General features: G+C 40.8%; 18 protein-coding genes. 8 read left to right on the top strand and 10 right to left on the bottom strand.

Annotation, left to right across the window (positions count from 1 at the left end; translation table 11 throughout):
* Positions 1-2 precede the first annotated feature (2 nt).
* The 7 genes from CWB76_RS16450 to CWB76_RS16420 form a co-directional block, all read right to left on the bottom strand.
* On the bottom strand, positions 3-1,502 hold the full coding sequence (locus tag CWB76_RS16450; RefSeq protein WP_138570630.1) for an RNA polymerase factor sigma-54: 1,500 nt from the start codon (positions 1,500-1,502) through the stop codon (positions 3-5).
* 69 nt (positions 1,503-1,571) lie between these two features.
* Positions 1,572-2,297, bottom strand: a complete 726-nt coding sequence (gene lptB / locus CWB76_RS16445) for an LPS export ABC transporter ATP-binding protein (protein ID WP_138609041.1) — start codon at positions 2,295-2,297, stop codon at positions 1,572-1,574.
* On the bottom strand, positions 2,294-2,833 hold the full coding sequence (gene lptA, locus CWB76_RS16440; RefSeq protein ID WP_138609039.1) for a lipopolysaccharide transport periplasmic protein LptA: 540 nt from the start codon (positions 2,831-2,833) through the stop codon (positions 2,294-2,296). Before lptA ends, lptB begins: the two co-directional genes overlap by 4 nt.
* The gene (gene lptC / locus CWB76_RS16435; RefSeq protein WP_138609037.1) at positions 2,823-3,377 is read right to left on the bottom strand and encodes an LPS export ABC transporter periplasmic protein LptC; all 555 of its coding nucleotides are present in this window, start codon (positions 3,375-3,377) and stop codon (positions 2,823-2,825) included. The genes lptA and lptC overlap by 11 nt, the downstream gene beginning before the upstream one ends.
* Positions 3,374-3,925 (bottom strand): 3-deoxy-manno-octulosonate-8-phosphatase KdsC, encoded by a 552-nt coding sequence (gene kdsC / locus CWB76_RS16430; RefSeq protein WP_008115528.1) that lies wholly within the window; start codon positions 3,923-3,925, stop codon positions 3,374-3,376. The genes lptC and kdsC overlap by 4 nt, the downstream gene beginning before the upstream one ends.
* Positions 3,926-4,897, bottom strand: coding sequence for a KpsF/GutQ family sugar-phosphate isomerase (locus tag CWB76_RS16425; RefSeq protein ID WP_138609035.1), 972 nt, complete (start codon positions 4,895-4,897; stop codon positions 3,926-3,928).
* Positions 4,898-4,900: 3 nt separating this feature from the next.
* Positions 4,901-5,869: a calcium/sodium antiporter gene (locus CWB76_RS16420; RefSeq protein ID WP_138609033.1), complete on the bottom strand. Its 969-nt coding sequence runs from the start codon at positions 5,867-5,869 to the stop codon at positions 4,901-4,903.
* Between the two features lie 265 nt (positions 5,870-6,134).
* Here CWB76_RS16420 and CWB76_RS16415 point away from each other — a divergent pair, with 265 nt between their 5' ends.
* The 7 genes from CWB76_RS16415 to murA are packed head-to-tail and all read left to right on the top strand — an operon-like array spanning position 6,135 to position 10,801.
* Positions 6,135-6,950 (top strand): ATP-binding cassette domain-containing protein, encoded by an 816-nt coding sequence (locus CWB76_RS16415; RefSeq protein ID WP_138596635.1) that lies wholly within the window; start codon positions 6,135-6,137, stop codon positions 6,948-6,950.
* Positions 6,950-7,729, top strand: a complete 780-nt coding sequence (gene mlaE / locus CWB76_RS16410; protein WP_054202367.1) for a lipid asymmetry maintenance ABC transporter permease subunit MlaE — start codon at positions 6,950-6,952, stop codon at positions 7,727-7,729. Before CWB76_RS16415 ends, mlaE begins: the two co-directional genes overlap by 1 nt.
* 14 nt (positions 7,730-7,743) lie before the next feature.
* Positions 7,744-8,292, top strand: coding sequence for an outer membrane lipid asymmetry maintenance protein MlaD (gene mlaD / locus CWB76_RS16405; RefSeq protein WP_008115537.1), 549 nt, complete (start codon positions 7,744-7,746; stop codon positions 8,290-8,292).
* Positions 8,293-8,297: 5 nt separating this feature from the next.
* Positions 8,298-8,978: an MlaC/ttg2D family ABC transporter substrate-binding protein gene (locus CWB76_RS16400; protein ID WP_138609031.1), complete on the top strand. Its 681-nt coding sequence runs from the start codon at positions 8,298-8,300 to the stop codon at positions 8,976-8,978.
* A complete protein-coding gene (locus CWB76_RS16395) occupies positions 8,971-9,264 on the top strand; it encodes an STAS domain-containing protein (RefSeq protein ID WP_138609029.1) in 294 nt (97 codons plus the stop codon). The genes CWB76_RS16400 and CWB76_RS16395 overlap by 8 nt, the downstream gene beginning before the upstream one ends.
* 5 nt (positions 9,265-9,269) lie before the next feature.
* A complete protein-coding gene (locus tag CWB76_RS16390; RefSeq protein WP_007378312.1) occupies positions 9,270-9,527 on the top strand; it encodes a BolA family protein in 258 nt (85 codons plus the stop codon).
* Positions 9,528-9,541: 14 nt separating this feature from the next.
* Positions 9,542-10,801 carry a UDP-N-acetylglucosamine 1-carboxyvinyltransferase gene (gene murA / locus CWB76_RS16385; RefSeq protein WP_138609027.1) on the top strand — a complete coding sequence of 420 codons (1,260 nt, stop codon included), beginning with the start codon at positions 9,542-9,544 and terminating at the stop codon, positions 10,799-10,801.
* Positions 10,802-10,876: 75 nt separating this feature from the next.
* Here the strand turns inward: murA and CWB76_RS16380 are convergent, their stop codons facing one another.
* From CWB76_RS16380 to CWB76_RS16370, 3 genes are all read right to left on the bottom strand, one after another.
* Positions 10,877-11,959 carry a trypsin-like peptidase domain-containing protein gene (locus CWB76_RS16380; RefSeq protein WP_075170489.1) on the bottom strand — a complete coding sequence of 361 codons (1,083 nt, stop codon included), beginning with the start codon at positions 11,957-11,959 and terminating at the stop codon, positions 10,877-10,879.
* A gap of 87 nt (positions 11,960-12,046) precedes the next feature.
* Entirely contained in the window at positions 12,047-13,399 is a 1,353-nt protein-coding gene (locus tag CWB76_RS16375) for a Do family serine endopeptidase (RefSeq protein WP_138609025.1), read from the bottom strand.
* A gap of 122 nt (positions 13,400-13,521) precedes the next feature.
* Complete coding sequence (locus tag CWB76_RS16370; protein WP_055013343.1) at positions 13,522-13,956, bottom strand: Z-ring associated ZapG family protein; 435 nt, start codon at positions 13,954-13,956, stop codon at positions 13,522-13,524.
* 121 nt (positions 13,957-14,077) lie between these two features.
* On the opposite strand from CWB76_RS16370, the gene zapE reads away from it, so the two are divergent.
* Positions 14,078-15,166: a cell division protein ZapE gene (gene zapE, locus CWB76_RS16365; protein WP_138609024.1), complete on the top strand. Its 1,089-nt coding sequence runs from the start codon at positions 14,078-14,080 to the stop codon at positions 15,164-15,166.
* Positions 15,167-15,285 lie beyond the last annotated feature (119 nt).

Genomic DNA, 15,285 nt, shown 5'->3' with positions numbered 1-15,285 from the left:
CCTTAAATCAAACTTTTACGTTGATTTGACGGGGGAATAGCTAGAGATTCGCGATACTTTGCAATAGTTCTCCTTGCTACTTTAATTCCTTGCTCAGCCAATATATCTGCAATTTTGCTATCACTCAATGGTTTAGCTGAGTTTTCTGCAGCGATTAATTTTTTAATTAATGCGCGTATTGCTGTTGAAGAACATTCACCACCATTTTCAGTGCTTACATGGCTTGAAAAGAAATATTTAAGCTCAAAAATACCGCGTGGTGTATGCATGTATTTTTGCGTAGTAACACGTGAAATAGTTGACTCGTGCATTTCTACCATTTCGGCTACGTCATTAAGTACCATAGGCTTCATCGCCTCAGGACCATGCTCAAAAAAGGCCTGTTGTTGCTGCACAATACAGTTAGTTACTTTAAGCAGCGTGTCGTTTCTACTCTCTAAGCTTTTTATAAACCATTTAGCTTCTTGTAAGTGTGAGCGAATAAACTGGCTATCGCCACTTGATTTGACCGTACGAGACATAGCCGCATATTGGCTGTTTACCCTAATTTTAGGCATGCTATCTGGGTTTAGTTCAACAACCCAACGGCCTTTCACTTTTTTAACCGACACATCAGGAATAACGTACTCTGACTCTTCTCTAACGATAGTGTCTGCCGGTTTTGGGCTAAGGGTGTGAATTAACGTCATGACTTCTTTAAGCTCATCTTCCTTGAGCTTAGTTTTTTTCATTAACGTGCGATAATCACGCGCAGCCAATAAATCAATGTGATCAGTTAAGATCATTTTTGTTTCGTTTAAAAAAGGCGTGTCTTGGTCAAACTGATTCAATTGAATACACAAACACTCTTGTAAACTACGCGCGGCTATTCCTACCGGATCAAATAGCTGAATACGCTTTAATACCGCTTCTATTTCATCAAGTTCAACTTCATCTTCTATGTCGTTCTCTTGATTAAAGCTCTCTAATATTTCTTCACAGCTAAGGGTTAAAATGCCCGAATCGTCCACGGCTTCTACGATAGCAATCGCGATGGCTTCATCAGTAGGGCTAAACGGTGTCAGTTGCAATTGCCACATTAAATATTCATGTAGCGTTTCAGTTGAAGAGCCTTGATAAATTGATTCATCTTCAGGCATTGGTCCTGATGAAGAGGCAGGTGCTGCGCTCATGTATTCATCCCACGTAACATCCATTGCCATATCATCGCTAATGGTGTCTTTGGTCATGGCTTCGCCGCTATCTTGCTCATATTCGCTAGGTTTTTCATCAGCTGAAGCACTTAGCGTTGACTCATCGATATCGGCTTTTTGTTCGTTTTTACCCGCAGCATCTTCACTGTAATCTTGTTCTTCAACTTCAAGCAAGGGATTGCTATCGAGCGCTTCTTGAATTTCTTGCTGGAGATCCAATGTACTGAGTTGCAATAAGCGAATTGCTTGTTGCAACTGTGGAGTCATTGTAAGTTGCTGGCCCATGCGCAGCTGTAATGATTGCCTCATTTATCTCTAACAATCCTTTTAAATTAGTATAATTAATATTAGCAGATGCTTAGTGTAATAACACACATATTAGAGCTTGAACTGCTCGCCTAAATAAACATCGCGTACCGTTTTATCGTTTAATACATATTCTGGAGTGCCTGATGCAATTAACTCTCCATGAGAAACTATGTAGGCTTTTTCACAAACATCAAGAGTTTCGCGTACGTTGTGATCTGTGATCAATACGCCAATTCCTCGATTTTTAAGGTGTTCTATAATTTTTTTAATATCTAATACAGAGATAGGATCAACCCCTGCAAAGGGTTCGTCTAATAGTATAAATTTAGGATTTGCTGCTAATGCTCGCGCAATTTCAACACGGCGGCGCTCACCACCTGATAGGGCCATACCTTGGCTGTCACGAATATGCTGAATACTAAATTCATCAAGTAAATTATTTAAGGTATCTTCACGTTGCTGCTTATTAAGCTCTTTGCGTGTTTCTAAAATAGCCATTAAGTTTTGGTAGACCGTCAGCTTTCTAAAAATCGATGATTCTTGTGGTAAATATCCTATCCCTAGGCGAGCTCGGCTGTGCATTGGTAATAAAGTGATATCTTGATCATCGATTGATATTTTGCCTTTATCGCTCGGTACAAGGCCTACAATCATGTAAAAAGTCGTGGTTTTACCTGCGCCATTGGGGCCAAGTAAGCCGACAATGCTGCCAGCTTCAACCTCTAGGCCAACGTTTTTCACCACTTCACGGCCTTTATAGCTTTTCGCTAATAGCTCTGCTTTTAATGTGCTCATGGTTGGCCTTTATCGTCTTCTTTTTTGTTTTCAACAGGTACTAAAATAGTGTGTACACGGTCTGTTGAGTTTTCGTCTTTTTCTGCGCTAATTAACTGCTGCTCTATATCGTAGGTGATACTTTTAGCAGTTATTTTTTGACCTGCTTGAGCAATACTGGCTTCGCCGATTAAGGTTAAAAAACGCTGCGAAACATCGTAACGCACTTCATTCGCACTGGCGCTCATAATGGTGCCATCAGCTTGTGTTTCTTCAAAATAAGCAGGGCTGCCTGTGGCAATTAAAAGTTGCTTATTCTCACCTAAGTCATCACGTTTATGTACTTCTAAACGGTCAGCGTTAATGCGGCGATTACCATGAATAATTTCAACATTTTTCTCAAAAATGCCCACGTTTTCTTTTAATTGACCTTCCTGCCTGTCAGCACTAATTGAGATTTGATTAGCCGCAGGAGCTTCAGTGGTTTCCTCTGCATGGCTATGAAATGCAATCAGTAGTGAAGGAACAATTAAAATTTTAAATAGGTTATTGGTCATAATATAGGGTTCGCGTATGGTTAATAAGTTTAATCACTTCGGTTTTTAAATCGGCTTCAAGCCCTTTACCCATGATTTTTAAATTAGGTCCGGTAATAACGACAGGCTGCTCTGATTGCATAGTGAGTAGTTTTATATCTACATTGATGCTATCGGCTGTGATCGTATCGATCATGGCGTTATCGATTAAATTTAGCGCTTTCACATTGCCCTCTAATACGAGTTGACGATCGTCGTAGAGGGTGGCCTCATCAGCGTTAATACGCCATGTTTGCTGCTCGTTGTATAACGTAAATATAGGCTTTTCAAAAAAAGTAAAACCAAGTTGTTGGTATAATTCCATTTTTACCGCAGTTACTTTATGGCTTATTTTACCTTGATCATTATAAGCGGTTTGTTTTAGCTCAATCGCGGTATAATCAGGTTTAGCAATAGCTTGAGTTTGCTCATCCGCAACAATATCTACCTGAGAAAAATAAGGATACCAAAGCCAAACCATACAGCTTATGAATAAAATGCTCAGTATAATTCGAGCTACATTCATGAACTGGTTCCTTGGCTAGTAAGTGGCTTATTGTTTTCAAGCATCAATAAATCGGTTAATTCTCTTACTGCGCCAAAGCCGCCTGGCAATTGAGTGACATAATGCGATAAACGTTTAATCAGTGGGTGGGCGTCGTTTACGGCTACAGCAAACCCGACTTTCTCCATGACTGGCATATCAGGGCCATCGTCACCAATGTAAGCTATTTGCTCATCGCTTAGCGCTAATTTTTGTTTTAATTCTTGATAGGCTATGAGTTTATCTTCTTGGCCTTGGTATATATGTTGTACGGTTAAACTGCTCATACGTTGTTGAACTATTTGTGAGTGACGGCCTGTGATCACGGCAACTTCAAAACCACTATTAATAAGGGCTTTAATGCCAAACCCGTCTTTGGTATTAAATGCTTTGAGTTCTTCACCTTGGTTGCCAAGATAAATACGTCCATCAGAAAACACACCATCAATATCGCAAATTAATAATTTTATTTTTTTTGCGCGCGCTTTTGCATCATCACTTAACGGCTGATAAAGATCTTCAAACTGCATTTATAGCACTCCCGCTTTTAGTAAGTCTTGCATATTTAATGCGCCAATGGGGTGATTATGCTCATTAATCACAATTAAACCATTAATACGTTTTTGTTCCATAATGTTCAGTGCTTCAGCCGCGAGCATGTCTTGTGTGGCTGTTGTACATGACTTTGTCATCACAACATTAATTTCTGTGCTGTGTATATCAATACGTTGCTCTAAAATACGGCGTAAATCACCATCGGTAAACAACCCCGATAATTGCTGATTATCATCTATGATAGCGGTCATACCGAGCCCTTTGGCAGACATTTCAATTAGGGCGTCTTTAATGGTTTGCGTTTCATTAATAATAGGCGTGTGAATACCGCTGTGCATTACATCTTTTAAAGTTAAGAGCAAGCGTTTGCCTAAACTGCCCCCTGGATGTGACAGTGCAAAATCATCAGCGGTAAAACCACGGGCTTCTAATAAAGCTACCGCCATTGCATCGCCCATAGCGAGTGTTGCTGTGGTGCTTGCTGTTGGCGCTAAGCCTAATGAGCAGGCTTCTTGTTCAACTTTAATACACACATGCACATTTGCCAATGTTGCCATGGTTGACGTTTCGTTGCCTGTCATAGCAATCATTTTAGCGCCAATACGTTTTAATACCGGAATAATATTAAGTACTTCACTGGTTTCGCCAGAGTTAGAAATAAGCATAACTACATCACTGGCGGTGATCATGCCTAAATCGCCATGACTTGCTTCACCTGGGTGTACAAAAAATGCGGGGCTGCCAGTACTCGCTAAAGTGGCTGCTATTTTATTACCGATATGGCCCGACTTACCCATGCCAATAACAATAATACGGCCTGAGCAGTCGTACATTAATTGGCACGCTTGATCAAAGCTTTCATTAACGTATTGTGCGATATCGCTGAGTGCTTGACGTTCTATATCAAGGACGCGCAAGCCTTGTTGAATAAAATTTAGCGTTGCCATGGATCACCCTACTTGACTAAAAATATAACCTTGGTAAATCATAAATGCGACGATGAGTAAGCCACCTTCTACTCTATTGATACGTCTTTGACCTCTAAAGTTCAATGACATAGCAATGAGCGCCAAGGTTGCACCTATCATAATGATGACATCACGGTTAGCTACTGATGCGTCAATAACCGACGGGTTAATTAATCCTGCCAGTGGTAATACAGCGAGAATATTAAAAATATTTGAGCCAACAATGTTACCCAGTGCTAGGTCATCTTCATTTTTAAGAACACCTGCAATAGAGGCGGCAAGTTCAGGTAAACTAGTACCTATGGCTATTATTGTTAAACCAATTACTAAGTCACTTAAGCCAAAATATTTTGCAATATCAACGGCTGAGCCAACTAAAAAGTGTGAGCTAACAGGAAGTAAAATCATTCCGACGACTAACCAAAAAACGGCTTTTTTGGTTGGGACATTATCAGGTACTTCATCACAGGCTTCGCTAACAAAGGGGTCGTCTTGGTTTTTTGCTCGCAGTGATACAAAAATAAGTCCACCAATAAAAGTAATAAAGCCAAAAAGTAAGGCTGCGCCTTCAAAAAATGAAAAGTAGTTATCTGAAAAAATATACCAAGTGGCGATAGACACCAGTAATACCAGTGGAATTTCACGTCTTAATGTACTTGAAGAGACTGAAAGCGGTCTTAAAAGTGCTGTAATACCTAATACTAATAATATGTTAGTGATGTTTGAACCAACTGCATTACCTACGGCTGTATCGGTTTTATTTGCCAAAGCAGCTGAAGCGGATACCATCATTTCAGGGGCCGATGAGCCCATAGCTACCACGGTTAAACCTACAATTAATGTTGGTACGCCAAAGTTTTTAGCCAGTGCAGCCGCACCATAAACAAACCTGTCTGCACTCCATACGAGAGCCGCAAAACCGAGAATTAAAATGACAAACGAGGTAACCATTGTGATAAGCCAGCTAGTGTAAATTCAGATAGCGCGAATAGTAACAAAAGCCACCATAAAAGTATAAGTAAAAGAGTAAGCTGTAATACATTAGGCGGTTATTAAAATAATTATTTACTGTGTTGATTTGCTTGTTTAAGCATCGGTTAAGCCAATTTGTCGCAGTCTTATAGCTGTTTTTACGTGGCTATTACAAAATCTTACGAATTGTTTTTTCCATCTTGACCAAAAAACCCTTAAAATAGAAATATGAGAGAGTATTGTTATGGAGAGCGACTTGTCGCAATCAATAGTAGAAGTCAAGGATGTTACCTTTTCTAGAGGCGATAGGGTCATATACAAAAATATGAGCTTTGATGTCCCAGAAGGTAAAATTACTGCCATTATGGGGCCAAGCGGAATTGGCAAAACCACGATGCTGCGCTTAATTGGTGGCCAGCTCAAACCCGACTCCGGTGATATTTTATTTAAAAACGACAGCATAGTTGCCATGTCCCGTAAAGAGCTCTACGCGGCACGTAAACGTATGAGTATGTTATTTCAAAGCGGTGCATTATTTACCGATATGTCGGTGTTCGATAATATCGCATTTCCTATCCGCGAGCACACACAGCTCAGTGAAGATTTAATTCGTTTAGTGGTTTTAATGAAACTACAAGCAGTTGGCTTACGTGGTGCTAAAGATTTAATGCCTTCAGAGTTATCTGGTGGTATGGCACGTCGTGCAGCCTTGGCTCGCTCTATAGCGCTTGATCCTGAACTGATTATGTATGATGAGCCTTTTGCAGGACAAGATCCTATCTCAATGGGAGTGTTGGTTAAGCTTATTAAATCTTTAAATGAAGTACTTGGTTTATCTTCTTTAATTGTTACACACGATGTGACTGAAGTAATGAGCATTGCCGACCACGTTATTATTATTGCCGAGCAAGGTGTGATTGGAAGCGGCACGCCAGATGAAATGCGTAAGCACGAATCACCACTTGTGCAACAATTTTTGAAAGGGTTATCAGATGGGCCTGTACCATTTCATTATCCAGCACAAACCTATGCAGATGAACTGTTAGGAGAGCCGCAGTAATGTTGGATTTACTACAAAAAATAGGCCATAAAACACTGGGGCGTTTTGCTGCGCTTGGGCGTTCAACTCACATGCTAGCAAGTGCATTATGGCATTTACCCAATTTAAAAAAAGGTACGCCTTTACTGGTGCGCCAACTCTATATGGTTGGTTCACAATCGTTGTTGATTATTGTGGTGTCGGGCTTATTTATCGGTATGGTTTTAGCGCTGCAAGGTTATACCGTTTTAGTTGATTATGGTGCAGAAGACAGCCTAGGCCCGTTAGTAGCGCTTAGCTTGTTACGTGAGCTTGGACCGGTAGTTACTGCGTTATTATTTGCAGGCAGAGCAGGCAGTGCGTTAACCGCTGAAATCGGCTTAATGAAAGCCACCGAGCAGTTATCGTCGCTAGAGATGATGGCTATTGACCCGCTTAGGCGTATTATTGCGCCGCGATTTTGGGCTGGCTTAATTAGTATGCCGTTACTGGCATTAATTTTTTCAGCGGTCGCTATTATTGGTGCTCACTTAGTGGGTGTTGATTGGCTAGGCGTTGATACCGGAAGCTTTTGGTCAATAATGCAAGCCCAGGTGTCGTTTGAAAAAGATATACTAAACGGTTTAATTAAAAGTATCGTATTTGCGATTGTTGTGACTTGGATTGCGCTTTATAAAGGGTATGACTGTATTCCTACATCAGAAGGGATCAGCAAGGCAACAACAGAAACAGTGGTGCATTCATCACTGGCGGTATTAGGTTTTGACTTTATTTTGACAGCGGTAATGTTTACTAGCTAATAGGGTATTAAATAATGAATTCACGGAAATTAGAAATTTTAGTTGGTTTTTTTGTCGCGCTGGGTATCTTGGCATTTTCAATGCTAGCGCTTAAAGTGGCCAATTCAGGTATTAGCGGCTCAGGTGAAACCTACACATTAAACGCCAAGTTTGAAAATATAGGCTCATTAAAAACTCGCGCGCCTATTAAAGTAGGGGGAGTTGTTATTGGTCGTGTCGAGTCAATTTATGTACACCCGCAAGAGTTTTTACCTGTGGTGAACATGAGTATTGATGCGCAGTATTTATGTCGTTTTTCAGATACCAGCTCTATCTCAATTTTAACCTCGGGTATTTTAGGTGAGCAATATTTAGGTATTAACCCTGTGATCGCCTCGGATTCAGCTAAGCAACGTTGTTTAGGCGAAGATGTTGCAAACAGTGCACAAGACCAAGCTATTGATGATTTATTTGGGGTGCAAAGCAAAGCATTAGCAAGTGGCGATTCAATCACTGATACCAAATCGGCATTGGTACTTGAAGAATTAATTGGCCAGTTTTTATTCAATCAAGGTAGTGAGTGATTATTATGTTGAAAACATTTTTAGCAAGTATTGCACTGGTAAGTTTAATGCTAGTACAAAGCGTGCAAGCAGCAGAAGTAAAATTAACTGATCCCAATAAAATGGTACGCCAAGTTGCTGATAATACCTTTGCACGAATTACCCAAGATCAACCATTAATAGTAAAAGATAAAGAACATTTACGTGTTATTGTTGAAGAAGAGTTAATGCCGTACATCGACTACAAATATGCAGCACTAAGAGTGTTAGGTAGCGAAGTGTCTAAGGTTCGCGCAATTACCGACAAGGCAGAAAAAGCAAAAGCAATTGAAGATATTCAGCGCTTTATTGGTGCGTTTAGAGAGTATTTAGTTGCCACCTATGCCGGTGTATTTACCCAATACACTAATCAACAAGTTGAATTTGCTGCCGAGCAACCGTTTAAAGGTAAAGACGTGGTGGTGGTAAAAACCAAAATTGTTGAAGCGGGTAAACCTGATATAAAAATTGATTTTAAAGTACGTGAAGACCGAAGCGGTGAGTGGCGCGCTTACGACATGATTGCTGAAGGTATTAGTTTACTTGATGCAAAACAAAGTGAACTTCAGGGGATTTTACGTCAACAAGGTATTGACCATGTTAGCGGCCTATTAGAGCAAAAAAGTAAGCTACCGGTTCAGTTTAGAGGCAGCGATACAAATGAGTAAATTGGCAATCAGCCAAGTTGATGAGCAGCATTTACGAGTTACTGGTGAATTGACTCATAACTCAATTGGCAATGAACGGCTTCTGAACACTAAGCGAGAAACTAAGCATAAAACCCTTTATTTTGACCTAACTGAGGTCACAAGGGTTGACACAGCCGGCTTAGCTTGGTTAATTCACTCTTTTACAGAATTTAAGCAGCAAGGTATTCGCCTTGAATTGCAAAACCCACCTGAACAACTGCAAAATCTTATGCAGTTGGGCCAGGTTACAACCCTATTTGAGTGAGAGTTATGGAAACGAGTCAAGTCGAAACATTATTACGCGACGAACTTCAGTTAGCTGAAGTACATGTAAAAGCCAATGGTAGTCATTATGAAGTAATTGCGGTTGGTGAATGCTTTGACGGATTAAGTCGTGTTAAAAAGCAACAGTTAGTGTATGGCCCATTAATGAACACTATTTCAGATGGCACCATTCACGCTGTTTCTATCCGCGCTTTTACTCCGACTGAGTGGAAACGTGAGCAAAAATTCATTTTACCGCAATAAATAGGGCCCCTTAGATGGATCAATTTGTAATTCAAGGTGGCACTTCACTGGCTGGTGAAGTAACTATTTCTGGCGCTAAAAATGCGGCACTGCCTATTTTATTTGCAGCCTTATTGCCCGAGGGCAAAAGTACCTTTACTAATGTACCGCGCCTTCGCGATATTATTACTACTGAAGCTTTATTAAAAACCTTAGGCGCCGATGTTCAGTGGCAAGGTGATTCACTGATTATTGATGGTGCAACGGTAAATAGTACACTAGCGCCTTATGATTTAGTAAAGCAAATGCGCGCATCAGTGCTCGCACTTGGGCCTTTAGTGGCTCGTTTTGGTGAGGCTCAAGTATCTTTGCCTGGTGGCTGTGCTATTGGTGCACGCCCAGTTGATATTCATATTCAAGGTTTAGAGCGCATGGGCGCGCAAATAACTGTGGAAAATGGTTATATTAATGCCAAAGTAGATGGACGCTTAAAAGGCGCTGAAATTTTCATGGAAATGATCAGTGTCGGTGCTACCGAAAACTTACTCATGGCGGCAACACTTGCAGATGGCAAAACTGTTTTAGAAAATGCAGCGCGCGAGCCCGAAATCATCGATTTAGCTAATTGCTTAATTGCAATGGGCGCTAAAATTACTGGTGCAGGTTCTAGCCGTATTGAGATTGAAGGGGTTGAGCGTTTATCAGGTTGTGAGCACCGCATATTACCGGATCGTATTGAAACCGGTACCTTCTTAGTTGCAGCCGCGATGGCCGGTGGCGAAGTACTGTGTAAAATGACCGACTTTCATTCACTTGAGCCGGTAATTGAAAAACTGCGTGCAACCAATGCGTTACTAGAAGTGCATGAGGATAGTATTTATCTTGATATGCGAGGCCGAGAGCTTAAAGCGGTTAATATTAAAACTATGCCGCATCCAGGTTTTCCAACCGACATGCAAGCTCAATTTACCGCTTTAAATGTAGTGGCTAACGGCAGTGCGACCATTACCGAGACTATTTTTGAAAATCGTTTTATGCATGTGCCTGAGTTACAGCGTATGGGCGCTAATATTCGCCTTGAAGGCAATACGGCTTTTTGTGGTGAAACACAAAGCTTATCGGGTGCGCAGGTTATGGCAACCGATTTACGAGCATCAGCGAGCCTTATTTTAACGGGAATTGTCGCCCAAGGTGAAACGGTTGTTGATCGTATTTATCATGTAGATAGAGGCTATCAGCGTATTGAAGACAAACTCAGTGCGCTGGGTGCTAACATCAAACGCAAAAGCAACTAGTTAGTCAAAGACATAAAAAAACGCGATGATATATCGCGTTTTTTTATGTCCAATGCCAAAGTATAAATAAGCGCTTTATAGCTTGGTTTCGAGCTCGGCTACTTTCACCATTATTTTTTGTATTTTACCGTTACGGTATAGCTCAAACTCAATTTCTTTACCTGGCTCGGTACTGCCTATCTTTTTTAATACATTTTGTGGATTAGCCACTGAAAGCCCTGCAATTTTAATCACAATGTCTTGCTCTTCTATACCCGCCTGCCATGCAGGACCTAGAGGGTCGAGATTGGTAATACGCATGCCTGCGACAGGCGTTAAGCTATCATTGACCTCTTTGCCTGTACTATCTACTGCAGTGCCTTCAAAGCCCAAATAACCACGAACAACGCGACCATGGCGAATAAGTTTACCCATAACTTCTTTAGCAAGGGTGTAAGGTACAGCAAAAAATATTCCCTGAATGTTTAAGTTCTCACGGGTTTTAAATTGGGCTGAGGTGATCCCTACTAAATCGCCATTAGAATTTACCAGCGCTCCCCCCGAATTCCCCACGTTAATGGCGGCATCCATTTGCAATAAATTATTGTAAGGACTATCGGTAATTTTTTGTTTACCAGTGGCGCTAATGATCCCCTGAGTAATTGTTTGTCCTAAGTTTAATGGATTCCCGATTGCTAACACCAAATCGCCTACATTCGTGGTGTAGTTGTCATTAACAGGAATAACAGGGAGGTGGTTAGCATTTATTTTTAATAATGCTAAATCGGTAATAGTATCAAAGCCAATAAGTTGTACATCAAAAAAACGTCTCCCATCGGTAAGAATCACCAGTATTTGATCGGCATTATTGATCACATGATAATTAGTCAATATATAGCCATCGGGTGACATGATCACGCCAGAACCGAGCTCTTGCACGGTATTTTGGCGCTTGTAGCGTGGCTCTTTTGAAATGCTTTCTGAAAAAATAGTAACAACCGATGGTGCTGCGCGTTTAACCGCATCCGAAAAGCTTAAATGGCTTGTGGTCATTGCACTGGGCAGGGGTACATTAGGTAGTAATGCGGTACGCATGTTAGGGCTGAAAAAAACCACTAAAAAAGCTATGCCTAAACCGGCAAACAAAGGAGGAAGTACAAATTTTAGAAGTTTTAGCACGGTATTCTTATTGTTAGTGAGCAATCCCTTTATGATGGCACAAAAAAAATAACAGCGGCAAGTGCCGCTGTTACTTTTATTGTATTATTACTGAATTAATACAAAGATAGACTCGCGTCCGCGTTTAACACCTAACACAATATTACCTTGAATATCGTCGATAATTTGGTTCATATCGCGAATGCTTTCTACCCGTTGACGGTTTACTTGCACAATAACATCGCCTTCTTCAAGGCCAACCCGTGCTGATGGTGAACGAGGATCGACCGAGGTTACCTCAATGCCTTTCATTTTGTTTTTCTTCACATTTTCTAGTGTTGCACCTTGGAATGCTGGGTGTAATTCTTCACCTGCAGCTGTAATTCCTGATGCGCCATCTAGGGTAACTTCAACGTTTTTAACTTTACCGTCACGATAAATTCCTAGCTGCACTTCACGGCCTTCACCTAAGGTGGCTATTTTGCTTCGCAGTTCATGGAAGCCACTAATTTCAGTGCCATTAATGCTAATAATCACATCGCCTGCTTTAATACCGGCTTTGCTGGCAGCTGTATCATCGAGTACCTGCATAACGTAAGCACCTTGTTTAACATCAAGCTGCTGTGCTTTGGCAAGGCCTGCATCAAGAGGGCGGCCTGAAATACCTAGCGAGCCACGGCGTACTTCACCATGTTCTACAATTTGATCAACAAGGTTTTTCATCATGTTTGATGGAATAGCAAAACCAATCCCCACATTACCACCCGATGCACCTAAAATAGCGGTATTAATACCAATCAACTCACCGTTTAAATTAACTAAAGCGCCACCTGAGTTGCCTTGGTTAATCGCGGCATCGGTTTGAATGAAATCTTCGTAACCTTCAATATTTAAACCACTACGGCCTAGTGCGCTAACAATACCTGAGGTAACTGTGTGGCTTAAACCAAAAGGGTTACCAATAGCTACAGCAAAATCACCGACACGTAAGTCATCTGAGTTAGCAAGTTTTACCGCGGTTAATTCATCTGCGTCTATTTGTAGTAGCGCAATATCAGACTCTTTATCGCTGCCAATTTTTGTTGCATCATATTCGCGACCATCTTCGAGGGTAACTACCATTTTTTCGGCGTCTTGTACTACATGGTTGTTGGTAACCACATAGCCTTTGTCTGCATCAATAATAACTCCAGAGCCTAAACCACTAAACTGTCGCTTTTGGCTACGTGGCTGGGGGTTACCAAAAAAGAAATCGAGTGGGTCACCGCGTCGACGCACTTCTTTAGAGCCTGAAACCTGAATACTCACTACACCTGGCGTGATTTGCTCAAGCATAGGGGCAAGTGTTGGTAATTGTTGACCATTAACGGCAACCGGCAACTTAGCAAACGAGGCGGTTGGACTTAATAATAAGCTAGTAGATAAAATAGCAGCACTGATAAGTGATAATTTCATTTTCATAGTCAGGGTTTACTCCACTTAAAAAGCAAAAGGCTGCAATAAGCAGCCTCAAAAAAGTATATCAGTAAGATAAAACAACAAAGCTGTTATATCTAAAGACTATGGGGTCAAAAAAAAGTTCATCAAGATGCTTTAGAAGTATTCTCATCACCTGCAAATAAACCTGACTTACCCGACACATAATCAGCTGGTTGAGCATCGGCGTTTGAGCGATCTGAACTACGTTCTTTTAATGACGCTTGTAACTGTTCGGTGGTTTCTTTAGAGAAAAACGGTTCAGCAGGGGCTTTATTTCTGTCTTCAAGTAACAGTTGATTGGTTTCTTCAACGTGACTTAATAACTGATCGTAGTTTTCTTTCATTTTGTTTACTAACTTACCAGTATTCGCTAAATGGTCGGCAACATCTTGGCGATACTGCTCAAGCGAATGCTTAGCTTGCTCTGCTTGTTGCTCTAACTCGTCTTGTTTAAACTGTTTTTTAGTGACAAAGGCACCAACGAAAAATGCAGCAATAGCAACTACTATCACTAATCCTACCCATGTAAATGTACCCATAAATTCACCTCTATGCGAAAATAACTAAAAAATTAAAATGCTACTAAGTCTAATATACCCTGAGTATTGATGCGTGTTAATATGCTTTACAAATTAAACTGTGTTTTAACTGTAAATAGATATGACTCCTTGGCAAACATACCAGCAAGACCTTCAACGCGATGACTTTGTACATGACGCAGCACAAGAAAATGCAGTTCGTCATTTACAGCGTTTATACGACGATTTAACACAAGCAAAACCGCAATCTAAAGGTTTTTTTGCAAAGCTTTTTAATAAAGCAGAGCCAGCTCCTATTAAAGGTTTATACTTTTGGGGTGGCGTAGGCCGTGGTAAAACTTATCTTGTTGATACTTTTTACGAAGCTTTGCCTGGCGATAGAAAAATGCGAGTGCATTTTCACCGCTTTATGCACCGAGTACACGATGAACTTAAAAAGTTAAATAACACTGCCAACCCTTTAGAAACAGTAGCAGATATTTTTAAAGCAGAGACAGACATTATCTGTTTTGATGAATTTTTTGTTCAAGACATTACCGATGCCATGTTGCTCGGTGGTTTAATGGAAGCATTATTCGCTCGCGGTATTGTACTGGTTGCCACGTCAAATATTATACCTGACGACTTATACCGCAATGGTTTACAGCGTGCCCGTTTTTTACCGGCTATTGCCTTAGTAAATAAGCATACTGAAATAGTTAATGTAGATTCAGGCGTTGATTACCGATTACGTACTCTTGAACAAGCTGAAATTTTTCATAGCCCGCTTGATGAACAAGCTGATAAAAACCTATTCGAATATTTTGACAAGCTCTCGCCAGAAGTCGGTAAACTAGACACCCCAATAGAAATTGAAGGGCGGATGATCAAAGCCCGTAAGGTATCTGACTGCATCGTTATGTTTGAATTTAGCGAACTGTGTGAAACCGCGCGTAGCCAAGTTGATTACATGGAAATAAGCCGATTATATAACACGGTGATTTTATCTAATGTAAAACAGCTAGGGCAAAATAATGATGACGCAGCAAGGCGCTTTATTGCGTTGGTAGATGAATTTTATGAGCGTAATGTAACGTTAATTATCTCTGCAGAAAAACCGATTACCGAGCTCTATACACAAGGCAATTTAAACTTTGAATTTAAACGCTGTATTAGTCGCTTACAAGAAATGCAATCGCTAGAGTATTTGGCCCGAGAGCATTTAGCTTAAAATACGAAGGTTAGCGGGCGACGGGCTGCGGGTCTCGAGCAAAACATCTAATTTCTAAATAAAAAACCTTGCGATGTTAACCGCAAGGTTTTTTTATTTCTCGAACCTCGAACCTCGAA

Source organism: Pseudoalteromonas sp. S1609 (assembly GCF_005887255.1).
Classification (GTDB): Bacteria; Pseudomonadota; Gammaproteobacteria; order Enterobacterales; family Alteromonadaceae; genus Pseudoalteromonas.
Note: the sequence above shows the minus strand (reverse complement) of the source record. Positions and strands in the feature narration are given on the sequence as shown.

Coding starts and splice junctions, on each gene's coding strand:
- mlaE (WP_054202367.1), top strand. CDS start 6,950: ATGTTGGATTTACTACAAAAAATAGGCCATAAAACACTGGGGCGTTTT.
- lptB (WP_138609041.1), bottom strand. CDS start 2,297: ATGAGCACATTAAAAGCAGAGCTATTAGCGAAAAGCTATAAAGGCCGT.
- lptC (WP_138609037.1), bottom strand. CDS start 3,377: ATGAATGTAGCTCGAATTATACTGAGCATTTTATTCATAAGCTGTATG.
- lptA (WP_138609039.1), bottom strand. CDS start 2,833: ATGACCAATAACCTATTTAAAATTTTAATTGTTCCTTCACTACTGATT.
- CWB76_RS16400 (WP_138609031.1), top strand. CDS start 8,298: ATGTTGAAAACATTTTTAGCAAGTATTGCACTGGTAAGTTTAATGCTA.
- CWB76_RS16375 (WP_138609025.1), bottom strand. CDS start 13,399: ATGAAAATGAAATTATCACTTATCAGTGCTGCTATTTTATCTACTAGC.
- mlaD (WP_008115537.1), top strand. CDS start 7,744: ATGAATTCACGGAAATTAGAAATTTTAGTTGGTTTTTTTGTCGCGCTG.
- CWB76_RS16415 (WP_138596635.1), top strand. CDS start 6,135: ATGGAGAGCGACTTGTCGCAATCAATAGTAGAAGTCAAGGATGTTACC.
- CWB76_RS16395 (WP_138609029.1), top strand. CDS start 8,971: ATGAGTAAATTGGCAATCAGCCAAGTTGATGAGCAGCATTTACGAGTT.
- zapE (WP_138609024.1), top strand. CDS start 14,078: ATGACTCCTTGGCAAACATACCAGCAAGACCTTCAACGCGATGACTTT.
- CWB76_RS16370 (WP_055013343.1), bottom strand. CDS start 13,956: ATGGGTACATTTACATGGGTAGGATTAGTGATAGTAGTTGCTATTGCT.
- CWB76_RS16420 (WP_138609033.1), bottom strand. CDS start 5,869: ATGGTTACCTCGTTTGTCATTTTAATTCTCGGTTTTGCGGCTCTCGTA.
- CWB76_RS16450 (WP_138570630.1), bottom strand. CDS start 1,502: ATGAGGCAATCATTACAGCTGCGCATGGGCCAGCAACTTACAATGACT.
- kdsC (WP_008115528.1), bottom strand. CDS start 3,925: ATGCAGTTTGAAGATCTTTATCAGCCGTTAAGTGATGATGCAAAAGCG.
- CWB76_RS16390 (WP_007378312.1), top strand. CDS start 9,270: ATGGAAACGAGTCAAGTCGAAACATTATTACGCGACGAACTTCAGTTA.
- CWB76_RS16425 (WP_138609035.1), bottom strand. CDS start 4,897: ATGGCAACGCTAAATTTTATTCAACAAGGCTTGCGCGTCCTTGATATA.
- murA (WP_138609027.1), top strand. CDS start 9,542: ATGGATCAATTTGTAATTCAAGGTGGCACTTCACTGGCTGGTGAAGTA.